Annotated in this window: 24 protein-coding genes; all 24 read right to left on the bottom strand. The window is 43.2% G+C overall.

Going from position 1 to position 21330, the window contains the following annotated elements:
* Positions 1–42 precede the first annotated feature (42 nt).
* The 24 genes from N5C46_RS00900 to N5C46_RS00785 all read right to left on the bottom strand — a co-directional run bounded on the left by N5C46_RS00900 (position 43) and on the right by N5C46_RS00785 (position 21174).
* A complete protein-coding gene (locus tag N5C46_RS00900) occupies positions 43–813 on the bottom strand; it encodes a menaquinol-cytochrome c reductase cytochrome b/c subunit (protein WP_034758391.1) in 771 nt (256 codons plus the stop codon).
* Between the two features lie 44 nt (positions 814–857).
* Positions 858–1532, bottom strand: a complete 675-nt coding sequence (gene qcrB / locus N5C46_RS00895; RefSeq protein WP_032087896.1) for a menaquinol-cytochrome c reductase cytochrome b subunit — start codon at positions 1530–1532, stop codon at positions 858–860.
* 13 nt (positions 1533–1545) lie between these two features.
* Complete coding sequence (locus N5C46_RS00890) at positions 1546–2055, bottom strand: QcrA and Rieske domain-containing protein (RefSeq protein WP_034758386.1); 510 nt, start codon at positions 2053–2055, stop codon at positions 1546–1548.
* Positions 2056–2195: 140 nt separating this feature from the next.
* Positions 2196–2660 (bottom strand): YpiF family protein, encoded by a 465-nt coding sequence (locus N5C46_RS00885; protein ID WP_261750530.1) that lies wholly within the window; start codon positions 2658–2660, stop codon positions 2196–2198.
* 274 nt (positions 2661–2934) lie between these two features.
* Positions 2935–3474: a ReoY family proteolytic degradation factor gene (locus N5C46_RS00880; protein ID WP_098440025.1), complete on the bottom strand. Its 540-nt coding sequence runs from the start codon at positions 3472–3474 to the stop codon at positions 2935–2937.
* Between the two features lie 132 nt (positions 3475–3606).
* Positions 3607–4866, bottom strand: a complete 1260-nt coding sequence (locus N5C46_RS00875; RefSeq protein WP_261750529.1) for a tetratricopeptide repeat protein — start codon at positions 4864–4866, stop codon at positions 3607–3609.
* A 35-nt stretch (positions 4867–4901) separates the two neighbouring features.
* Positions 4902–5801: a hypothetical protein gene (locus tag N5C46_RS00870; protein WP_261750528.1), complete on the bottom strand. Its 900-nt coding sequence runs from the start codon at positions 5799–5801 to the stop codon at positions 4902–4904.
* Between the two features lie 123 nt (positions 5802–5924).
* Complete coding sequence (aroA, locus tag N5C46_RS00865; RefSeq protein WP_261750527.1) at positions 5925–7217, bottom strand: 3-phosphoshikimate 1-carboxyvinyltransferase; 1293 nt, start codon at positions 7215–7217, stop codon at positions 5925–5927.
* Between the two features lie 12 nt (positions 7218–7229).
* Positions 7230–8333, bottom strand: a complete 1104-nt coding sequence (locus N5C46_RS00860; protein WP_261750526.1) for a prephenate dehydrogenase — start codon at positions 8331–8333, stop codon at positions 7230–7232.
* Between the two features lie 64 nt (positions 8334–8397).
* Positions 8398–9498: a histidinol-phosphate transaminase gene (gene hisC / locus N5C46_RS00855; RefSeq protein WP_261750525.1), complete on the bottom strand. Its 1101-nt coding sequence runs from the start codon at positions 9496–9498 to the stop codon at positions 8398–8400.
* 40 nt (positions 9499–9538) lie between these two features.
* Entirely contained in the window at positions 9539–9901 is a 363-nt protein-coding gene (aroH, locus tag N5C46_RS00850) for a chorismate mutase (RefSeq protein WP_261750524.1), read from the bottom strand.
* A gap of 46 nt (positions 9902–9947) precedes the next feature.
* The gene (aroB, locus tag N5C46_RS00845) at positions 9948–11030 is read right to left on the bottom strand and encodes a 3-dehydroquinate synthase (RefSeq protein ID WP_261750523.1); all 1083 of its coding nucleotides are present in this window, start codon (positions 11028–11030) and stop codon (positions 9948–9950) included.
* A gap of 4 nt (positions 11031–11034) precedes the next feature.
* Positions 11035–12207, bottom strand: coding sequence for a chorismate synthase (aroC, locus tag N5C46_RS00840; protein ID WP_261750522.1), 1173 nt, complete (start codon positions 12205–12207; stop codon positions 11035–11037).
* A gap of 214 nt (positions 12208–12421) precedes the next feature.
* On the bottom strand, positions 12422–13195 hold the full coding sequence (locus tag N5C46_RS00835; protein ID WP_261750521.1) for a CheR family methyltransferase: 774 nt from the start codon (positions 13193–13195) through the stop codon (positions 12422–12424).
* A gap of 141 nt (positions 13196–13336) precedes the next feature.
* A complete protein-coding gene (gene ndk, locus N5C46_RS00830; RefSeq protein WP_034758349.1) occupies positions 13337–13783 on the bottom strand; it encodes a nucleoside-diphosphate kinase in 447 nt (148 codons plus the stop codon).
* A gap of 101 nt (positions 13784–13884) precedes the next feature.
* On the bottom strand, positions 13885–14847 hold the full coding sequence (gene hepT / locus N5C46_RS00825) for a heptaprenyl diphosphate synthase component II (RefSeq protein ID WP_261750520.1): 963 nt from the start codon (positions 14845–14847) through the stop codon (positions 13885–13887).
* A 27-nt stretch (positions 14848–14874) separates the two neighbouring features.
* On the bottom strand, positions 14875–15576 hold the full coding sequence (locus tag N5C46_RS00820; RefSeq protein WP_261750519.1) for a demethylmenaquinone methyltransferase: 702 nt from the start codon (positions 15574–15576) through the stop codon (positions 14875–14877).
* Between the two features lie 6 nt (positions 15577–15582).
* Complete coding sequence (locus N5C46_RS00815) at positions 15583–16416, bottom strand: heptaprenyl diphosphate synthase component 1 (RefSeq protein ID WP_261750518.1); 834 nt, start codon at positions 16414–16416, stop codon at positions 15583–15585.
* A gap of 199 nt (positions 16417–16615) precedes the next feature.
* Complete coding sequence (gene mtrB / locus N5C46_RS00810) at positions 16616–16837, bottom strand: trp RNA-binding attenuation protein MtrB (protein ID WP_034758340.1); 222 nt, start codon at positions 16835–16837, stop codon at positions 16616–16618.
* A 12-nt stretch (positions 16838–16849) separates the two neighbouring features.
* Complete coding sequence (folE, locus tag N5C46_RS00805; RefSeq protein ID WP_034758338.1) at positions 16850–17416, bottom strand: GTP cyclohydrolase I FolE; 567 nt, start codon at positions 17414–17416, stop codon at positions 16850–16852.
* A 228-nt stretch (positions 17417–17644) separates the two neighbouring features.
* Positions 17645–17917, bottom strand: a complete 273-nt coding sequence (locus tag N5C46_RS00800) for an HU family DNA-binding protein (RefSeq protein WP_034758336.1) — start codon at positions 17915–17917, stop codon at positions 17645–17647.
* Positions 17918–18514: 597 nt separating this feature from the next.
* Complete coding sequence (spoIVA, locus tag N5C46_RS00795; protein WP_034758333.1) at positions 18515–19993, bottom strand: stage IV sporulation protein A; 1479 nt, start codon at positions 19991–19993, stop codon at positions 18515–18517.
* A 253-nt stretch (positions 19994–20246) separates the two neighbouring features.
* Positions 20247–20957, bottom strand: a complete 711-nt coding sequence (locus N5C46_RS00790) for a YphF family lipoprotein (RefSeq protein ID WP_261750517.1) — start codon at positions 20955–20957, stop codon at positions 20247–20249.
* A 28-nt stretch (positions 20958–20985) separates the two neighbouring features.
* Entirely contained in the window at positions 20986–21174 is a 189-nt protein-coding gene (locus tag N5C46_RS00785; protein ID WP_079533131.1) for a DUF2768 domain-containing protein, read from the bottom strand.
* Positions 21175–21330 lie beyond the last annotated feature (156 nt).

Below are 21330 nucleotides of genomic sequence, written 5' to 3'. Positions count from 1 at the left end.
AGTAGAAAAAAGGCCGACATAAGCCGGCCTTTTTTATTAAAACTATTCTTCTAAACCAGCAATGAACTCGGAAAGCTTCTTCAGCTCTTCATCTGTCCCTTTAAATAAACCAGCAGGCATGCCCGGCGGTTTACCGTTTTTAGCAATTTTTGCAATTTCTTCAGGTGCAAGACCCGTTCCGATTAGGGAAGGACCAGCCCCACCTTGCAAATTCTCACCATGACAGTTGATACAGCCATTCTTCTGATCAGAAAAAATCTTATATCCTTCAGATTCTTTATCGATATCCACTTCGGCACGGATCTTCCCTTGTTCCTTAGCCGCTTCCCAGTCATGGGTCGCAACGGATTCCCAAGTCAGGAAGTACGTAGCTGCAAGTGCCAATAACATGAATCCTACTGCAAAAGGACGTTTTGTCGGACGGCGTTCAGGTCCTTTATCAATGAATGGTGCAAGTAAAAGTGCCCCAAACGCGATTCCAGGAATGACGAACGCTCCGATAACATTATAAGGTCCTGATGCATATGTGTACTTAAGTAATTGGTATAAGAATAAGAAATACCAGTCAGGTAATGGAATATATCCAGTATCTGTCGGATCGGCTATACGTTCTAACGGTGATGGATGAGCAACCGTTAAACAAAGATAACCGATAAGGAAAACAGCTCCCACCAGCCACTCCTTCAATAAGAAGTTCGGCCAGAAAGCTTCTGTTTTACCAGGGAACTCCGAATAGTCTTTCGGTATATTCGGCTTTCTGTCTGCAGGAACCCGGGAGTCCCCTACAAACTTCATCCCTTTTCCTCGATGCATAGTGTCCCCCTCCTTTTATTAGGTTAATCATTTACAATTGTTTCTTATAGTGGTCCGGAAATACCTTGCTTACGGATCATCAGGAAGTGAGCTCCCATCAAACCAAGTAGAGCAGCAGGCAGGAAGAATACGTGAATAGCGAAGAATCGAGTCAGAGTCTGTGCCCCGACGATATGAGCATCTCCCGCTAATAACATTTTCACCTGGTCTCCGATAAATGGAGTGGCCCCTGCGATTTCAAGACCTACTTTCGTCGCGAATAGCGCTTTCATATCCCACGGCAGTAAATAGCCTGTGAAACCAAGCCCCAGCATAACGAAGAAAATAAGAACCCCAACAACCCAGTTTAATTCACGAGGTTTTTTGTATGCACCTTGGAAGAAGACGCGTAGTGTATGTAAGAACATCATTACGATAACCAAACTGGCTCCCCAGTGATGCATTCCGCGGACAATTTGTCCAAATGCAACTTCATTTTGAAGATAATACACAGATTCCCAAGCGTTTTTAATATCTGGAACATAGTACATCGTTAAGAACATTCCGGATAAAATCTGGATGACGGTTACGAAGAATGTCAATCCTCCGAAGCAGTAAACGAACGCAGAAAAGTGATGCGCCGGGTTTACATGTTCAGGAACTTCGTGATCCGCGATATCGCGCCACAAAGGCGTAATGTCTAAACGCTCGTCAACCCAATCATAGATCTTGTTCAGCACAGATTACGCCCCCTTACTTAACAAATTTATTTGGTTCTGGTTGTCCAAGATAAAGAATTCCATCTTTTACTTTTGTCGGATATGAATCCAACGGTGCTGTCGGTGGTGTACCTGGTACATTCTCACCGTTCTTGTGATACATTCCACCATGACATGGGCAATAGAACATTTCTTTATGATCCGGATTCCCATTCCAGTTAACTGTACAACCGAGGTGCTTACAAACCGGTGAAAGAGCAATGATTTTGTCTTCTTTGTTCTTATATACCCAAGCGGTTTGTGTAACTTCTGATGTGTACCACGCATCTTTTTGCTCATATGAGAAATCGACACGTACTGGTTCATTCGATAATTCTGAAACCTTTTGCTTAGTCGCTCTAAAATCTCCCGCAGCTTCCGTTTTCAACACTGGATCCACTGCAAAGCGAACCATCGGCATTAGCATTCCCGCCGCCATGAAACCGCCTACACCCGTAAGTGTATAGTTAAGGAATTGACGTCTAGATACACGATGTTTGCTCATCCTTTTCCCCCCTCTATCGTAAGGTAAGTCCGTCGGACATATTTCGCACAAATATAAAACTAGGACATAACTATGATATATTAAACTCTATACAAGGTCAATAACTCTCGTATCTAAAAGATGGAAACAATGTGAAGTTTTTATGAATTTTTTTGCCATTTTTGTACAATCACATTTAACAGCTGCTTGACCTGATCTTCCATGATCGAATGCTTATATTGGTCGTCCAGGTTTTCAAGCGGGATGGACGGTACCCAGATCAAGCCTTCACCAAGTTTATCCTCGACCTTCTTCCACCGGCTGTCTGAAGTCAGGAAGAAGACGTGCTTCACACCACTCCCGATTAATTCTCCTGCCCATTGGGATAATTCGGATACCTCTTGCTCTTCCGATGATGTCATTCTATACGTAAATGAAGGGGCCATCATCATTCTTCCTTTGAACTGCCTTTCCAGGTGAAGAGCGAGTAGATTGATAAACTCTGATTGTGCTGCCGAGACTCTTATATCCTTCCCGAAATCAACAGGGACAACGGGGATGACCGCCGTATCTACATATGCTTTTTCGGCTTCAAACACTTCAATATCTTTTACGTTCCAATTCATGTGTAACCCTCACTTTTTCTTTCATTTTCCACTTCCCATCTTATCACTTTATCTCGTCTCATATAAAGCGATTTCACTTTTTTTATACAAGTGCTTTACATACAAAACGTGATTCCCGGTGAAATACTCCCCGGGATAGGTATACTCCTTGGGGATCGTCCTCACAGGGCACGAAAAGGGCCTCGTTAATAGTATGTACCATTCTTAATCTTACTATCTAAAAAGACAATAAAAAAATCGAATGAAGAGATGATGTTTCTCTTCATTCGACTTATCAGGTCAGGCTATTCAATTCTCTCGTCAATTTACTGAAAGCCTTTTTGTCACCGGTATCCAATGCTTGATCGATGGCCTTTAACAAGCGGTCCTTCCTGAAAGTCTGCAGGCTGTCCTCCAGAAACTGTTCAGCTACCATTCTGTCTTTTTCATTGATGAGTAAGTACTTCGGCATAAACGGATTTTCTTCAAGTACGGCTGCAAATTGATAACTCGAATTTGCCTTACTGAAGTTCAGCTGAATATAAATGTCCTCATCTTTGTTCAATCGGATATCATGAAATGACTTTTCTGCGTCCGTTGTCATGATATTCTCCTTGTAGAACCGAAATGGAACATCTTCCACACAATGAGTGGACATCACCAAGCCTCTCGGACAATACTGGGATTCTTCGACAAAGTGAACCTTTTTCATTAATTGGTCATGACTCATCAGATAATTTAAGATCCACACACATTCTCTTCGTTTTAGTTGATATCGGTTCAAAAACCAGCGGATAAATTCTTTCTTCTCGTTGACAGAAACAGGGGTGGTCATGGTTTTCCCTCCTCTGCAGAATCCTTTTTAAAAGGTCCGTTTTTCTTTCATCATAAAGTGCAAGTCACATTCATAAGCTCTTTGCCAAATTCATCTTCAGACACCCTGGTCCCTTTAACCCACCGTCATAGATCAGTCTTGTAATCTTTCAATCAGGTCCTGCCATTCGTCATTTGAAGGATCCATTTCAATCAGGTGTTTATATACTCCTACTGCTTCACCCCTGAGTCCTTCTTCTACTAGAAATTGTCCGAACTCTAGTAAAAACTCTTGATGATTCTTAAAGTAAGTATATGCAATACGGTATTGTTTTAATGCATGATTATATTGTTCAAGCCCTTCATAAGCCTTCGCCAGATCCCAGTTGATCTGAGGCTCTTCTTCTCCTTCAACCGTCAGCATCTGGGCGATCTCCAGCACATCTTCATACCGTTCCTGTGTAAAGAACAGTTTATTGATGATAAGGGCAGCTTCCACATATCCGGGATCAAGGGCAAGAGCTTCCCGAAGAAACGCTTCTGCTTCTTCTTCAAGTCCCATCTTCAATGAAATTTTGCCGCCGAATACATTCAGTTCTTTATTGTATTCATCCTGCTTCACACCCGCCTGAACGGCCTCCAGGCTCTCTTGAAGCTTTTCTTCGTGCTCATACGACTTCGCCAGTAGTAAATAGACAGAATGATATTCAGGATCCAGTTCTTTGACGGAAACGAATTTTTCAATCGCCTTTTCGTAATAGCCAGCCTGATAGGCAGTAAAGGCATAGCCGAACAGCGTATTGATTTCCAGATGTTCTTGAAGAGCTTTTTCGTAATGGGTCAAAGCTTCTTCGAATGCTCCTCCTACACTATAGGCCTCGGCCAATCTCTGGTGGACATTGGTTCCGCCAAGCTCGGTCGTCCCCTTTTCTATGAGGATCTGATAATGCCTGATCGCTTCCAGGAATCTGCCCGTTTCAGAATACAATTCCCCAAGTCCGAAATCGATGACGGGTTCATGGGGTAATAACTTCTTAGCTTGAAGAAGCTTCTGTTCGCTTACTTCAAACAAACCCTGCATTTGATAAAGGTCTGCCAAAAGAAGAAGTGATCTGGGATAGGTGGGGTCGCCCTCATCCAATTCCGCAAGCGTTTCGATGGCTTCCTCTTCTTTATCCATCTCCACCAGCACTTCAGCCAGTTCAATGAGAAGCTCACCCTCACCCGGATAATATTGAAGGAGATTCCCGTAAAGCTCTTTCGCTTCCTCCAGAAACCCCAAATGATGTAATTCTTCGGCAAGACTGAATTTTTCTTCATGACTTCCAAATTTCAGCACTTGATTATACTGTTTCTTTGCTTCTTCTAAATTCCCTTCTTCCAGGGAAGATAACATTTGTTCTTTGTATGACATGGTCAATCCCTTTCTATAAAAAAGCTTGTATTCAATTAAGTAAAATATCCCGGGGTTTGTATGATCAGTTCTTCACCAGCTCCAGGATAAAAATGCCCTCTATTATTCACATAGTGATATTTCCCTTTGTTCATAGTACATTTTAGCACATGATGGTCATATTGAAATGATAATGGCTCAGTACCAGACTCACCTTCAGGCTTCATATAGAGGTTATAACATATTTCTCCACCCACCAAAAAATTTCCTCTAAGGGGATATATTCCAATTTTCTTCAGTACGCTTAAGTTCAGTGGCTCTTTCTCGGGGATTTCAACGGGAATATGGGGAATACCCTCGTTTTCCATCGAATTCTGCCATATTTTAAGATGCTTCATTTTGGTTTTATTGTCTATGTTTGTCGTAAAAAAAGGGACAAAAGTAATAGGGTAATCATACAATAATCCTTTGACCCATCCCCACGGAATGTCTCTGAATCTATTTGCTTCATCCAGTTCGATCCAGATGACGGGCACCTTATGCCGCTTACATGCACGTATGATGTTCGGGGTAATCAGATTCGCAGATGTTTTCAACCCTATCGTATAATCAAGGGGACTGTTGAGCAGGGATGTTTTCCGTTCATTCAATTGTGTAAGGAATTCATACTCATACTGTATTGAAAAAGCCGTTAATACTGTCGTGCACCCTCTATTAATAAATTCGTCCAGGTAATAATTCTTTACGGAGATGAAGTCGCTCCCTTGGGGTACCATTAAGTCACACATGACATGTCCGGGAGTCATCAAAAAATTTGACACATCCATTTTCATGTACTTGTAGTACTGAAAGCTGTTCCTGATGGCTGAAATTCTTCCGTCTTTCACCAATAGTGAAGTGTGCGTTAGCTTGGTGTCCTTTACCCAATTGGCATTGTCAATAATGTAGGTGCTCACCAATCATCACCTTCCTTTATAGACAAGCTATGAAGGTAAGGATGAATTCATGCCACCCACTCATTAAAAAGAGAGGCGGATTCAGCCCAAAGACCAACCACCTCTCACATATTCGATTCCGTTTTATTTCATCAACAGTTGGTTGATATGTTCAAAGAAAGTCGGATACGAGATCTTCACGGCCTCTGCATCTTCTAAATATACATCAGAGTCTGTCAACAGGGAAGCCACAGCCAGTGTCATGCCGATCCGGTGATCGCCCCAGGAATGGACTTCTCCACCGTGTAATGGGGTTTTCCCCTCGATGATCATCCCGTCGTCCGTACCCTGTATGTTTGCACCAAGCTTTCCAAGCTCCTTCACAACGGCATCGATCCGATTGGTTTCCTTCACTTTCAATTCCTCGGCATCCTTGATGACGGTCTTCCCCTCCGCCTGTGAAGCTAAAAGAGCAATGATGGGAATTTCGTCGATCAAAGAAGGAATCAGGTCCCCTCCGATTTCAATGCCGGTTAGGTTGGACGTTTGCACAAGAATATCACCGACGGGTTCTCCTTCGTTTGATTTCTCCATGACCTCAATGGATGCACCCATTTTCTTCATCACTTCCACAATGCCGGTTCTCGTTTCATTCAGCCCGACATTCTTCAACAGGACTCTGCTATCTGGAACGATGGCTGCGGCCACCATGAAAAAGGCTGCTGAGGAAATATCTCCAGGTACATAGATCTCCGTTCCTTTCAATACCTGTCCTCCCTTTACTTTAATGGTGTCTCCGTGCTTCTCAATCGTTCCCCCAAACTCGACGATCATTTTTTCTGTATGGTTCCTTGTCTGCTCTCTTTCGACTATTTCAGTCATTCCTTCAGCCTGCAGTCCGGCCAGTATGAGGGCGGATTTCACCTGGGCACTCGCCACAGGTAAAGAATAATGGATCCCTTTCAGGTTTCCACCCCTGATGGATATAGGCGTGAAGTTGCCTCCTGAACGGCCATCTATCACTGTCCCGAATTGCTTTAAAGGCTCTGTCACCCTCTTCATAGGCCTTCTCGCAATCGAGGGATCACCTATCAGGACTGAATGAAAAGGTCTTCCAGAGAGAATTCCCATAATGAGACGGGTCGTGGTCCCTGAATTTCCCACATCAAGAATGTCAGAGGGTTCTTTCAAGTGGTCCCACCCTTTACCGTACACGGTCACTTCGTCTTTAGAGACCTCGATCTCAACTCCTAATTTACGGAAGCAGGAAATCGTGCTTAAACAATCCTCCCCCATAAGAAAGTTATGTATAACCGTTTTGCCTTCAGCAACCGATCCAAACATAATCGAACGGTGGGATATCGATTTGTCTCCAGGTACGTGAAGCTCTCCATTTAAACCAATGTTTGGATTTGACAGTCTTTTCTTCGGTTCCATCCCTATCACCCTTTATCCTAAGAATAGTTCATAATTTGTTTGTTCTCTCAAGCAGTGCAAAGCTCTTTCCCTATCTTCCAGCGTTTGAAAGCTGATTGCTAATACTCCGTATATATCTTCTCTCGTTTCCATTATTCTGATATTCGTCAAACTGATCTTCTCCTGTGCAAGATACCCTGTGACTTCCGAGATCACACCCGGATAATCCGGTACGTCTACAAATAAATCATAGAATGAAGGTATGGCCCCTTTTTCCAGGATGGGGAGATCATCCCTGAATACTTTCGCATCATTAAAGTAATCGTATATTTTCTGTGAATCATTCATTTCGATGAGCGATACGACCTCATCCATCTCTACTTTCCACTCCTTTAAGAGGGAAAGCAGGACCCCCCTGTTCTGGATGGTGATGTCTTTCCACATCGTTGGGTTGGATGAGGCTATACGGGTGATATCACGAAAGCCCCCTGCAGCAAGCCTTCTCAAATAAGGGTGTTCGGTCGAAGAACCCTTCGCCTGATGAACCAATGAAGCCGCTACTATATGGGGAAAGTGGCTGATCATACCCGTTAACTCATCATGTTCCCTTGGTTCTACTATTAAAAATTTTGCGTGCGTTCCCCTCAGCCAGTCTTGAAGCTTACCGACGTTTTCTTCTGCCACACCGGATCCCGGCGTAAGCATGTAAAAGGCATTTTCAAAAAGGATCTCTTTCGCAGCTGCTACGCCGCTCTTATGAGAGCCTGCCATCGGATGGCCCCCGATAAATTGAATCCCATTTTTAGTCAGCACTTCCGAAGACCTCATAATCTGTTCCTTTGTACTGCCAGTATCGGTGATCAGAACACTTTCTTTCAAGGAAAGGGATTCAAATTGTGCAATGATCTTTTCTGTTTGAAAAACAGGTGTAGAGATAATAATGAGATCCGCCTGTTCGGCGGCTGTCTGTAAAGAAAGGGACATCTCATCGATTACCCCCAGTGATTTCGCCAGTCTTAATTCTTTATGATTCACATCATGACCAATGACCTTGGCATGTGGATGCTCTTTTTTAATGCAGAGGGAAAGGGACCCTCCGATCAGCCCCATCCCAATGATCAAAACTGTTCCATTCATCGTTTCCCCTCCATCTTTCTATTTAAAAAAAGCCGGAAAGGACCAACGCCCCTCCGACCGCTCATCATGCTTGTTTCTGAAGTAGCAGAAATTCCGTCATTTTCTCGATGACCTCTTCATTTTGATCATGGGATCCGACTGTTATCCTGACTGAATGAGGGTATCCGAGCGCTTCTCCGGACCGGACGATATAGCCCTTGCTCATCAGGTATTGAAATACCTCGTCCCCACTTACGCCGAAGTCGATCAAGATGAAGTTCGCCTGTGATGGGACATAGGAGAGTCCGTGTTCCTCACAGAAGCGATAATACTGCTCCAGTCCTTTTCGGTTCTCTCTCCTGCATTCATCGATGAAGGCCTGGTCTTCGATTGCTGCTGAAGCCGCTCCTTGAGCCAGTGTATTATTATTAAAAGGTTCACGGATCGGCTCCAATTTCCCGATTATGTCCTTATTCCCGATTCCGAATCCCACTCTGAACCCTGCAAGGCCATATGCTTTTGAAAAGGTGCGTGTAATCAATAATTGAGGATATGACTTCAACAATTCCAGAGAATCATAATAATCATCCGCCACGACATATTCATAATACGCTTCATCCAAAACGACCAGGACATGTGCAGGTACTGCATCCAGGAAGGAAATGAGTTCCCCGTTCCGGATATACTCCCCTGTTGGGTTATTTGGCGAGCATAACCAGACGACCGAAGTGGTGTCATCAATTTCTTCCAGCATTTTGGCCAGTTGATGCTTTCCTTCCGCATCCAGGGGAACTTCACGGACCTCTGATCCCTCAACGATGGCATTATGCTTATATTGAGGGAACGTTGGGGTTGCCATAACCGTGCTTTTACCTCCATCCAATAAAGCCCTTGAGATGATCTCAATCACTTCATCAGAGCCATTTCCAAACAATAACTGTCCAGGTTCCACAGATAAGTGTTCTGCCACCTTAAAACGTAACTCCTTCGCATAACCGTCAGGATAGAGCGCATGTGAAAGGGCATTGTTTTTCAGATAGTTTTCAACGTTCCTGGAGCATCCAAAGGGATTTTCATTCGATGCAAGCTTCACTACTTTCTCAAGATTGAATAACTCTTTTACATCATCCATCGTTTTTCCAGGCTGGTATGCTTTAAGATTTTGAATCTGGGATTTCCACTTCATGTTTAAACTTCCTTTCAGTCGTTTTCATAATGGCCGCTTATTACTTCTTCAAGTCAGGACGAAGGCTGACTGCATTTTTCATATAAATATGTTTGATGTCACTCTGATGTGTTGAGGTATTATAGTGAATCATCACCCTGATACAGCGGGACAGTCCATGGGGTACGTCCAATTCCTGCATGCACATAACCGGGACATATTTCCACTCTTCGAATCCCCTTAATGCTTTGGCTGGAAACACGCTCGTAATATCATGTGTGGCAGAAATAAATACGGATGCGACATTTTCCGCCGAAATATTATTATGTAAAATCATTTCCTTTAAGAGACTTTCAGTTGAAAGGAGAATTTCCTTTTCATCATCACGATCTGCTGTAGTGGCACCTCGAATTCCCCTGATCATTCTTCCACTCTCCCTTTTTATTGATATTCTCTACTTGCGACAGGATCTATAACTGTCGAATGTATGCATCCGCCTGTTTTAAATCCTCCTCCGTAACGTCTGCCATCACGGGTTCACCGACCTCCTTCAACAACACAAAAACCGGATTGCCGTTCTGGGATTTCTTATCACGCTTCATCCCCTCGTATAATGTGTCAAAACCGATGTTGGAAGGAACCTTCAGATTGTACCCGAGAGATTTGATCCATCCTATGAACCCATCCATGTCAAATGACAGGTTGCAGTAGCGTTCACTGAGAAATAAAGCATAGACCATCCCGATCATGACCGACTCCCCGTGAGTCCGATTCCCATAGCCGCTTGCACTTTCAACTGCGTGCCCGTAAGTGTGTCCGAAATTTAAGAAAGCCCGGATATTTGACTCCCGTTCATCCTTTGATACAATGTCTCCCTTAACCTGTATTCCCCTGATCAGGCAATCTGTTAAAAAGCTTTCATCCATGTTTTCAGGCGATTGGAAAGAGTGCATGAGATCCTGCAGGAACTCACGGTCAGACAAGAAGGCATGTTTGATCACTTCAGCGAATCCCGATCGTATTTCCGTTATAGGGAGGCTCGAAAAGTAATTCAAATCAAAGAATACGCCTTCCGGCTGATAAAACTGTCCGACCATATTTTTCCCCAGGGGGTGATTGATCGCGACTTTCCCTCCCACTGCACTGTCATGTGCAAGGATCGTGGTCGGAACGCTGATGAAAGGGACCCCCCTCATATAGGTGGATGCGATAAAGCCCGCAAGATCACCTATGGCACCGCCACCGAAAGCAATCACGATGGATTTGCGATCTACTCTATGCTTGAGCCCATGTGTTATCGCTTCTTCATACGTGGCAAAGCTTTTCGCTTTTTCCCCTTTGGGCGCTTGATAAATGGTTACATCGAAGGAATGACCGAGTTCATTCGAGAAAGCTTGCCCATGGAGCTTATATACGGCTTCATCGGCAATAAGCCATAGCTTTGAAACATCAGGGAAGGACTTCTTAATAAAAGAAACAATCTCATTCGTCATCTCCACTCCAATATTCACGCCATATGTCTTGGAAGCAGTTTGAATGGTTACCTGTTTCATTTCATTAATACTCCTTTGAATCCTGGCGTTGTCTATTGATATCCTGACGAAGTTTCTCAAATTGATCACTATTGAATTGTTCGACGATGCCAGCGGCAAGTTCCCATGCCACTACGGCTTCCGCTACTACGCTCGCAGCTGGAACCGCACAACTGTCCGACCTCTCGATGCTTGCTTTAAAGGGTTCCTTCGTTTCGATGTCCACACTCTGGAGAGGCTTGTAGAGAGTCGGGATCGGCTTCATGACACCTTTGACACGGATTGGCATACCCGTTGTCATACCTCCTTCAAATCCTCCTAAACGATTCGTTTTCCTGTAGTACCCAAGCTCTTCGCTCCATGCAATTTCATCATGCACTTCACTTCCAGGCTTTCTTGCCATTTCAAAGCCCAAGCCGAATTCTACCCCTTTAAATGCATTGATACTCATGACAGCCATGGCAATTTTCGCATCAAGCTTACGGTCATAATGAACATAACTGCCCACTCCTGCAGGCATCCCCTCAACGATGACTTCCACGACCCCGCCTATGGAATCCCCATTCTGCTTTGCTTCATCTATCAGGTTCATCATTTTCCCGGCAGCCTCTTCATCCAGGCAGCGGACAGGAGATTCTTCCGTGATCTCTCTCAGTTCATTTATTGAATCATAATGAAGCTTTTCGGCTTTAATGCCTCCGATTTCAAGGACATGTCCGACGACTTCTATATCCAATAGCTTCAACAGCTTCTTAGCAACGGCTCCTGCAGCCACCCTTACAGTCGTCTCCCTGGCAGACGAACGTTCCAGGACATTCCTTAAATCTCTATGTCCATATTTCATTCCGCCGACGAGATCCGCGTGACCTGGTCTCGGTCTCGAGATCTTCCTCTTCACTTCTTCTTCCCCACCCTCAAGAAGGGGTTCGATTCCCATCACCTTCGTCCAGTGAGTCCAGTCTTTATTCTCCACAACCAATCCTAAAGGAGAGCCTAGGGTATATCCGTGCCTTACCCCGCCGACAATCGAAGCACGGTCCTTTTCTATTTGCATTCTTCGTCCGCGCCCATAGCCTTTCTGCCTTCTTGCCAGGTTTTCATTTATATCTTCAGCTTCAAGCGGCATTCCAGCCGGCAGCCCTTCAATGATGGTCGTTAACTGTGGTCCATGTGATTCTCCAGATGTTAAGTATCTCATTTACTTTCCCCCTTCAACTCGTTAAAGAATTATGTACCAATATAACATAGAATTTATATTCTTTCCTAGTCCTTACGTTTAAAAACTTTTCTAATATTCTATTTTCCTGAAAAATATAAAACGATGTGAACCCTTCACATTTTGAGAGTCCACTTCTTCATCAGCCTAAGGGATGAAGAAGGGATTCTACTATGCGGATTGACATCGCCGTTGTTTATATTTTTTTGTAGAAGAAGGTGTCTTCTGTTTCGAAGCCGTATTGTGAGGGGTTGAATATTTGTTCTGTGCTTCCTACGAAGAGCACGCCGCCTGGCTTTAGTGAATGATTGAATTTATGGTAAAGGAGGTTTTTGGCTTCTTCGGTGAAATAGATCATGACATTTCTGCACACGATTAAATCATATTTCCCTTCGAATGGGTCTGAAAGCAGGTTTTGCTGCTTAAAGTTCACCGTTCGCTTCACTTCATCCTTCAGTTTAAATAAAGGTCCCTCCTGGGTGAAATGGACTTTTTTCATTTCTTCCGGGAGTTCGGATAGTGACCTTTCCGGATAGACCCCGTTCATGGCCCGTTGAAGGGCATTTTTGTCTATGTCTGTGGCTGTGATGGAACCGTTTGAGAGGGCCATATACTTCGACAGCATCATGGAAAGGGTGTAAGGCTCTTCCCCGGTTGAGCATGCTGCACTCCATACTCTCAGCGAGGGATTCTCACTTAACAGTCTCGGAAGGATCTTCGTCTCCAGTATTTCCCAACGCTTGTAGTTACGAAAGAATTCTGACACGTTGATGGTCATACGATCCAGAAACCCTTCCATTTCTTCTCGATCCCGATTCAACGCACCAAAGAATTCCTGAAAACTTCCATACCCTTTCTTTTCATAAAGAGCAGTCAGTCTCCTCTTCATCTGTGCTTCTTTATATAGGGAAAGATCAATACCTGTTTTTCGTTTAACCCCTTGAATAAATTCACTATAATCATTTGACATTCAGATCCACACTCTCTTTGCTGCGAGATAAAGGTATAAAGCTATATTATCTATATCGAACATTTCAGGGGAAAGTTAAACCTTTGTCCATAGAAAAAAGCAAGCCGCAAATTGCGACCTGCTTCTAAATAGCAAAGGCTATTAGTATACCCACTCGTTCATTAACTTAGAATATTCAACCAATTCTTCTTCTTTGAAAAATAGACCGATTTCTCTTACAGCGCTTTCAGCAGAGTCGGAACCGTGGATGATGTTCTTGCCTACAGTCAGACCGAAATCCCCGCGGATCGTACCAAGAGCGGCATCCTTAGGATTTGTCGCCCCCATCATGCCACGTGCAGTCGTGATGACGTTTTCACCCTGCCAAACCATTGCAAATACAGGTCCGGAAGTAATAAAATCAACAAGTTCCCCAAAGAATGGTCGTTCTTTGTGCTCACCATAATGCTCTTCTGCAAGCTCGTTTGAAATGCTCATAAGCTTGGCACCTACTAATTGAAAGCCCTTTTTTTCAAAACGTGATACGATATCACCGATTAACCCTCTTTGTACGCCGTCCGGCTTAACCATTAAAAATGTCTTTTCCATCTTCCCCACTCCTAATATGTATGTATGGAATTCCTAAGGACATCCCACGAAAATAGTAACACTGATTGGGGGTTTTGGCAACGTTTCCATTTTAAATTTTCTTAATATTTTCTCTTGCCGATATAGTTTGCGATATTTTTAAGGCTTTTCTTTACCCGGTTATATGGGAGGTGCTCAAGGTCCTTCAGGGCTCTATCCAGATACCTCCTGCTGAGTTCATGGGACCGGTCGATGGCATCGGTAGCCAGGATGGAAGATATGACCTCTTTCATTTCGTCGGGGGTGGTATATTCCGTCACTCTTTCAATCTTGGATTTCAAATCCGGGTTTTCCATGGCATACAGGATCGGAAGGGTGATATTTCCTTGCCACAAGTCACTTCCCGCGGGTTTCCCGAGTTCTTCCTCGCTTGCTGTAAGGTCCAGAATATCATCCGTGATTTGAAAACTCATTCCGACATTGTAACCGAATCGGTAAAGACGCCTGTGAATCTCTTCAGGCGCACCGGAAGAAATAGCACCTAGCTGGCAGCTTACGGCAATAAGCAGGGCGGTTTTCCTTTTGATCCGTAAAAGATAATTCCGCAGGTTCTGATCAAATCGATATTTATCTTCGATTTGAGCGATTTCACCCTTACATAATTCCACCAGTGTGTGTGATAAAATCTGATGTGCTTCAGGAACTTTTATAGATGTCATATATTCAAGGGCCCGTGCAAATATGTAATCCCCTGTATACATCGCGATACGATTATCCCATTGGGCTTTAATCGTCGGTTTTCCTCTTCTCAACTCTGCATCGTCGATCACATCGTCGTGTACGAGGGAAGCCATGTGCATCAGCTCTAATGCTACCGCTACATTTTTCACAATATTAATATCGTATTGTCCGAATTTGGCAGACAGCAAAACAAACACCGGCCGGATCCTCTTCCCGCCTGCTTGAAGAAGGTGAAGGGAGGCCTCTTGTAAAAGCAGGGATTCTGACTCGATCGCCACTTCCAATTCCTTTTCAATTTCATCTATATCCGCCTTAAGAAACGAATACATCCTGTTTAGCTTCATAGTTTTTCCACCTAATTTACGAATTTCTTACTTTCTGCCGGAATGCATGGCAGCAACCCCGCCACTATATGGCTTCACGTGTATGTCTTTAAAGCCTGCTTCTTCAAACATCTGTGCAAGCTCCTTCATGCCCGGAAAATCCCTTGCAGATTCCTGAAGCCAGGAATATTCATTAAAGCTCTTGGCGAATATCTTCCCGAACAGGGGCATCACAAAACGGAAATATGCGTAATACATCTGCTTGAATCCAAACATGGTAGGTTGGGAGGTTTCAAGGCAGACGGCCATCCCTCCAGGTTTCACTACCCGGTTCATTTCCTTCAGGACGTGGAGATAGTCAGGGACATTTCGCAAACCAAAGCCAATGGTCACATAATCAAACGTGTTATCGTCGAAAGGGAGCTCCATGGCGTTCCCATGAATCAGTTCAATATTGTTCAGGTGGGACTCTTTGACTTTCTCTTTACCGATTGAAAGCATATTTTGACTGAAATCAAGACCCACCACGCTGCCGGACTCACGGACTTCTTCACCCATGGCCAATGTCCAGTCCGCAGTACCGCAGCAAACGTCAAGTGCCTTGGAGCCAGGCTTCACATTCATATGCTTCATGGTATCTTTTCTCCACTTTATATGCTGTTGGAAACTGATTACGGAGTTCATCTTATCATAATTGGAATAAATCTTTTCAAATACTCCGTGAACTTTTTGTTCTTTCGACTGCTGCATGTTGTTTTACCCTTCTTCCGCGTATAGTTTGGTCATTGGTTCAGGCTCCATGTAAGGTAACAGCTCTATAATAAGCTTCTTAAAATAGGGCGTGTCCGGCTCGCTGGTCTCAAGCTGCCCCTGGACCTTTCTCTTTGTCACTGCTATGAGTTCATCTATTTGAGACAGCAGATGTCCCGTTTCTTCCTTTGTTAAATGGAAGTCCGGTGAAGCCTGATCTGTCCGGTTGGATAAAGTGGTCAAAGCCCGTATGAAGCTCGTATACTGCGAATGCCCGAGACTGATTTTCTCCTGAACGAGCTTCTTGTAAAGCAGGGCTTCTTCTACGATCTCAATCCACTGATTGTCTTCAAAGGAACGATAGAAGTTGGACACAATCGCCGATTCCCTGGTCTTTAACTTCTTCATGAGTTCAGCGATGCTTTTATGTTCGTCCTTGTATATGGAAATTTTACTTTCATTTATTTCTTTGATCGCTTTTGCTAAATGTGAGATAAGTTCAACATCATCTGTTTCTGCGAGGATCTTGTAATAGAGGCTGCTGAAGTACACTCCAGCGAGTACTGTCAGCTGCCTTTCCTTCAAGGAATCACGTTCAGAGATTGTAACCTTTTCATGTGTATCAAGGGCTATCTGCAATAACATGGCAGTCGAAATCCACTGTACAACTTCTTTACTCATCGTCCGTCCTTCACTTACGAAAGGCAGGAGCAGAAAATAGATCCGGTCCCGGTCAATATACGGTTGATCAATATATTCCTTTAGATAAGAGTGATGCAACTGCTCTTCTATGTATTGATGAATGATATTCGCTTGATGGTTACAATCAATGAATTTCATACCCTGTAATCCCCATTTCTACTATGTATCGGTCTAAAAATTTCAGCATTAAATATTATACCATAAAATCCTCCACAATAGGGAGCATGAGTCTCATACCCCTTAAGGAGATTATAACAAAGGGGACGACCACGAAGCTGAAAACTTCTTAGTCCGTCCCTCCTTTATTCTCTCTATCAGCCGAAAGCAGAATAGAAGATTATTTCTTATTATCACTCTCAACCTCGCCGTAACTGGTGACGATCGTCGCTTTCCCTCTTACTTTGATGGCAGAAGTGTGATCCGTAAATTGGGCGATCATCACTTCCCCTTTATCCAGCTTCTCTGAATGATGAAATCTTGTGTCCGTCCCTCTTGTCAGGCCGATCACGTTCACGCCGTCTTCAATTGCTTTGATGACAATATAATCATTTGAATTCATTTGTCGTCACTCCTAATTCTTTATAAAAGAAAGCACTTCACTGCGTGCCTGAGCGTCCTCTTTGAACGTCCCCCTGACAGCTGTCGTCACTGTGCTGGATCCCGGCTTCTTCACGCCTCTCATCGTCATGCACATATGCTCCGCTTCAACGACTACCATGGCACCGTGAGGAAGGAGGGTTTCCATGATCGTATCCGCCACTGTGGATGTGATTCTTTCTTGAAGCTGAGGGCGCTTGGCAACGGATTCAACTGCCCTTGCAAGTTTACTTAATCCTGCCACCTTACCATCCCTTGGAATATACGCAACATGTGCTTTTCCGAAGAAAGGGACAAGGTGATGCTCGCACATTGAATAGAATGGAATATCCTTTACCAGGACAAGTTCTTCATGTTCTTCACTGAATATGGTTTCAAAATATTCTTTCGGATCATGATCAAGTCCCGAAAAAACTTCTGCATACATTTTCGCCACGCGTTTTGGCGTATCTAATAAACCTTCTCTATTAGGATTCTCTCCAATAGCTTCTAATATTAATCGAACTGCCTCTTCTATTTGGCCATGATTGACTTGTGCCATAATGTTGTCCTCCTAAAATAACTTAAAGAAATAGTAACATTGTTAATATTAGCACAAGCCCATAATGTCATCAAAGACTAGTGCTTTAGAAGTTTTATCATAATATAAAACACACGATAAAAGAAGAAAACTTCATACATAATTTCCGGGAGGACGCTTCATACTAGTAGAGAAAAACAAAAAGGCCGCATAATTATGCGACCTTCCCGTTACGCTCAAAGTATGTAATTATTTTACAGCTTCTTTAAGCGCTTTACCTGGTTTGAAAGCAGGTACTTTGCTAGCTGAGATTTCGATCTCTTCACCTGTTTGTGGGTTGCGACCTTTACGGGCTGCACGCTCACGTACTTCGAAGTTACCGAATCCGATTAATTGTACTTTATCACCGTTTGCAAGTGAATTTTGAATTGTATCGAAAACAGCGTCAACCGCTTTAGTAGCGTCCTTCTTAGATAGCTCAGCAGCTTCTGCAACAGCATTGATAAGTTCTGTCTTGTTCATGCCATTCACCTCCTCCCAAGGAAATGTCTCAGTCATGATTCATTTACTTTAATATCATTAGTAAACAACTTTAGCGAATTCTATACATGATGTGTAGAAAAAACGCTTGAAAACGTTGCTGAATCAATATTCAACAACAATTCTGTTAAAAGATTATCACAATAGATAAACCTTAGCAAGAACAAATCAAGAAATAATGGGAATCTTTTCTTATTTGCAACAGAAATGTAATAGAATCACCATCCATCCCTTTATTCTCGCACTCTAATCAACCTATCACTTCTTTCGGATGACTGCAACTGATACCCTCATCTATCAGGTACTCTAACTTACTTCCCAACCTCGGAATCCCTTAAACATCCATATCCGTTTCCCGTCAGGTTTGCATACCTTCCATGATGGCATCCATCCAGGGAATAAACCTTCCACAAATCCATACACACCAAGGTTTCACAGGGTATGACGCAATGACAAAAACCTTCCTTCAGACGACTGGAAATTTATAATTATACATTGTGAAAAATCCAGAGTCCGAGGAATATTTCTTAAAGAAAAAGCAAACAAAAAAAATGACCCTCCTAAGAAGGTCAAAGACATTTATAATATAATGGCGATCAATCCACCCGATCCTTCGTTGATGATTCTTTCCAATGTATCCTTTAGTTTATATCTTGCATTTTCAGGCATCAGGGAGAGTTTGGCCTGAATACCTTCTCTTACGATGGAACTCAAGCTTCTTCCGAAAATATCGGAGTTCCAGATGGAGAGCGGATCATCTTCGAAATCCTGCATCAGGTAGCGCACCAATTCTTCGCTCTGTTTCTCTGTCCCGATGATCGGTTCAAACTTGGATTGAACATCCACTTTGATCATGTGTATGGATGGAGCCACCGCTTTCAAGCTGACACCGAATCTTGCCCCTTGCCTGATGATTTCAGGTTCATCCAGGCTCATATCGTTCAATGAAGGGGCAGCAATGCCGTATCCAGTCTGCTTCACCATTCTCAGCGCGTCTGAAATCTGGTCATATTCGGCTTTCGCATGGGCGAAATCCTGCATTAATTCAAGCAAGTGATCTTTCCCCCGAATTTCCACCCCGACAATTTCCTTCAACACTTCATCGTACAGTTCATCCGGGGCGTACAGGTCGATTTCAGCAATCCCCTGACCCATATCGATACCGGCAAGCCCCGCACGTTCGATATGATCGAATTCACTGAAGTAGTGGACAACCCGATCGACATCCCGGAGTCGCTTAATATCCTTGACTGTTTCTTTCACGGCTTCCTGGTAATTCTGTCTTAACCAATGCTCTTCCTTCAGTACCATTACCCAGCTTGGAAGATTGACATTCACCTCAAGAACCGGGAATTCAAACAGCGCTTCTCTCAGGACATTCAATACATCCGAGTCCCTCATACTTTCTACACTCATGGCGAGGACCGGTATGTCATATTTATCCTGAAGTTTCACTCTAAGGTCTTCTGTTTCAGGAGCATGAGGTCTCGCTGAGTTGATGACCATGATAAATGGTTTACCCACTTCTTTCAGTTCCTCTATGACCCTTTCTTCTGCCTCAATGTAATCCCCTCTGCCAATTTCCCCGATGGAGCCGTCTGTCGTGACAACCACTCCGATCGTGGAATGTTCCTGGATGACTTTCCGCGTGCCGATTTCGGCGGCTTCATGGAATGGAATAGGCTCTTCATACCATGGTGTATTGATCATCCTGGGTCCATTTTCATCCTCATATCCCTTGGCACCAGGGACCGTATATCCTACACAATCTACCAATCTAATATTCACTTCGAGGCCTTCATCGACGTGAACAGAGATGGCTTGATTCGGAACAAATTTTGGTTCGGTCGTCATGATCGTCCTGCCTGCCGCACTCTGAGGCAGCTCATCCTGCGCCCTTGCACGCTCTGATTCGCTTGCGATGTTAGGAAGGACGACAAGTTCCATGAACTTCTTGATGAATGTTGATTTTCCTGTTCTAACTGCTCCTACCACACCTAAATAGATATCTCCGCCTGTTCTTTCGGCAATGTCTTTAAATAGATCGACTCTTTCCAAGAGATTCCCTCCCATCTTATATTCCAGGGATGTTTCATCCGTGTATTCTGTGTCTCACATTCTATAGTTATGATGTTGTCCCAATGACTTATGACTATTAATATGCTTTTTTTCCCCCCTTATGATGAAAAGTGAAAAATTTATTATGTCTTAGCATTTATGATCATTTGTTTTGATGAAATAACCCTATAAAGGATGACATAAAAATAATAACCCTTCCCTTACAATATATTTTGCAAGAAAAGGGTTATGCCTATTTTGTCATAAAGACAGGTTCGTTATTTTCATCAACCGTATACGGTAAAGAATATGCAGGAACAAAGTATGTATCTTTCACTAGTAAATTCCGAATATCTTCACCATTTTTATATTTTTTATCACCCGATTTGAGTTCTTCAAATAAATCCATTGAATAATCAACATAAATGTCGCCGTCCCCATTGATGACAAGGGGAAGATTTTTATTGGAATAAGGGCTATTCACGTAGACTTCCTCGTCATAGCCAAGTTCCTTATAATTCAGGGTATAGACATTGTTTGCCACTTCTTTTTTAAACGGAGGATAGTCCTGTGCCTGGATCCTGATTTTCAATTCCCTTATCTGTTCAGCCATACGAAGATCGAATATCTTGACTTCCGGCTTTTCTTCTACATTCACCAGAACATATTGAAAGATTCCGCCATTTTCAAAGGCATTCCCCGGAATCTCGGGTAAGTATCTGGGTGATAATTTCCTGAAATCAATCGGATATTTCTGATAGATGGGAGTATCCTGATCCCGGGTCTTGATTGGAAGCAGTCCGCTATTATCTTTCTGATAGGTTTCCACTGCCTCTTGTACAGCCTTCACCTGGGTTTCATAAGGAATCTGATTCTGACTTAATTCTTCATCCGGATACAGACAGCCGGAAAGTATGCTCATTGTAAGTATGAGGAGTAATGCTGTTATACTAAAGCGCTTCAATCTAAAACGTCCTTTCAATCGGGCGGTCCTAATTGGTAGGTCCGCTTAATACTATATAAATCATCATGAGCCCACCAGCGATCATCAATATGTATGCCATGAAAGCTGTGATAAAACGCAGGAATTTCTGCTTAATCTTATATCGGCTGAAATAAATCGTTAATATGGCAAAAAACATGAATCCCATTGAGGCAAACGAAATCCACATCTTCATCATCGAATCCAAAGTACATCCCTCCTGTTATCGAATGTATTATATCATAAGATTTTTACTAAAGAATAGAAAAGAATGGTTGTTCAAGAATCTGTTACAATCCTAAAGGTGGGGCTTATGGATGAAAAATCAAAAAAAAGCTTCTCAAGTATGTCAGCA

Source organism: Rossellomorea vietnamensis (assembly GCF_025398035.1).
Taxonomy (GTDB): domain Bacteria; phylum Bacillota; class Bacilli; order Bacillales; family Bacillaceae_B; genus Rossellomorea; species Rossellomorea vietnamensis_B.
The sequence above is the reverse complement of the archived record's forward strand: the minus strand, read 5'-3'. Positions and strand labels throughout refer to the sequence as shown.

Bases quoted from the DNA above. Each gene is read 5' to 3' on its own strand.
- N5C46_RS00900 (WP_034758391.1), bottom strand. From the start codon at position 813: ATGCATCGAGGAAAAGGGATGAAGTTTGTAGGGGACTCCCGGGTTCCT.
- N5C46_RS00890 (WP_034758386.1), bottom strand. From the start codon at position 2,055: ATGAGCAAACATCGTGTATCTAGACGTCAATTCCTTAACTATACACTT.
- N5C46_RS00885 (WP_261750530.1), bottom strand. From the start codon at position 2,660: ATGAATTGGAACGTAAAAGATATTGAAGTGTTTGAAGCCGAAAAAGCA.
- N5C46_RS00880 (WP_098440025.1), bottom strand. From the start codon at position 3,474: ATGACCACCCCTGTTTCTGTCAACGAGAAGAAAGAATTTATCCGCTGG.
- N5C46_RS00875 (WP_261750529.1), bottom strand. From the start codon at position 4,866: ATGTCATACAAAGAACAAATGTTATCTTCCCTGGAAGAAGGGAATTTA.
- aroA (WP_261750527.1), bottom strand. From the start codon at position 7,217: ATGGAACCGAAGAAAAGACTGTCAAATCCAAACATTGGTTTAAATGGA.
- N5C46_RS00860 (WP_261750526.1), bottom strand. From the start codon at position 8,333: ATGAATGGAACAGTTTTGATCATTGGGATGGGGCTGATCGGAGGGTCC.
- hisC (WP_261750525.1), bottom strand. From the start codon at position 9,498: ATGAAGTGGAAATCCCAGATTCAAAATCTTAAAGCATACCAGCCTGGA.
- aroH (WP_261750524.1), bottom strand. From the start codon at position 9,901: ATGATCAGGGGAATTCGAGGTGCCACTACAGCAGATCGTGATGATGAA.
- aroB (WP_261750523.1), bottom strand. From the start codon at position 11,030: ATGAAACAGGTAACCATTCAAACTGCTTCCAAGACATATGGCGTGAAT.
- aroC (WP_261750522.1), bottom strand. From the start codon at position 12,207: ATGAGATACTTAACATCTGGAGAATCACATGGACCACAGTTAACGACC.
- N5C46_RS00835 (WP_261750521.1), bottom strand. From the start codon at position 13,195: ATGTCAAATGATTATAGTGAATTTATTCAAGGGGTTAAACGAAAAACA.
- ndk (WP_034758349.1), bottom strand. From the start codon at position 13,783: ATGGAAAAGACATTTTTAATGGTTAAGCCGGACGGCGTACAAAGAGGG.
- hepT (WP_261750520.1), bottom strand. From the start codon at position 14,847: ATGAAGCTAAACAGGATGTATTCGTTTCTTAAGGCGGATATAGATGAA.
- N5C46_RS00820 (WP_261750519.1), bottom strand. From the start codon at position 15,576: ATGCAGCAGTCGAAAGAACAAAAAGTTCACGGAGTATTTGAAAAGATT.
- N5C46_RS00815 (WP_261750518.1), bottom strand. From the start codon at position 16,416: ATGAAATTCATTGATTGTAACCATCAAGCGAATATCATTCATCAATAC.
- mtrB (WP_034758340.1), bottom strand. From the start codon at position 16,837: ATGAATTCAAATGATTATATTGTCATCAAAGCAATTGAAGACGGCGTG.
- folE (WP_034758338.1), bottom strand. From the start codon at position 17,416: ATGGCACAAGTCAATCATGGCCAAATAGAAGAGGCAGTTCGATTAATA.
- N5C46_RS00800 (WP_034758336.1), bottom strand. From the start codon at position 17,917: ATGAACAAGACAGAACTTATCAATGCTGTTGCAGAAGCTGCTGAGCTA.
- N5C46_RS00785 (WP_079533131.1), bottom strand. From the start codon at position 21,174: ATGATGAAGATGTGGATTTCGTTTGCCTCAATGGGATTCATGTTTTTT.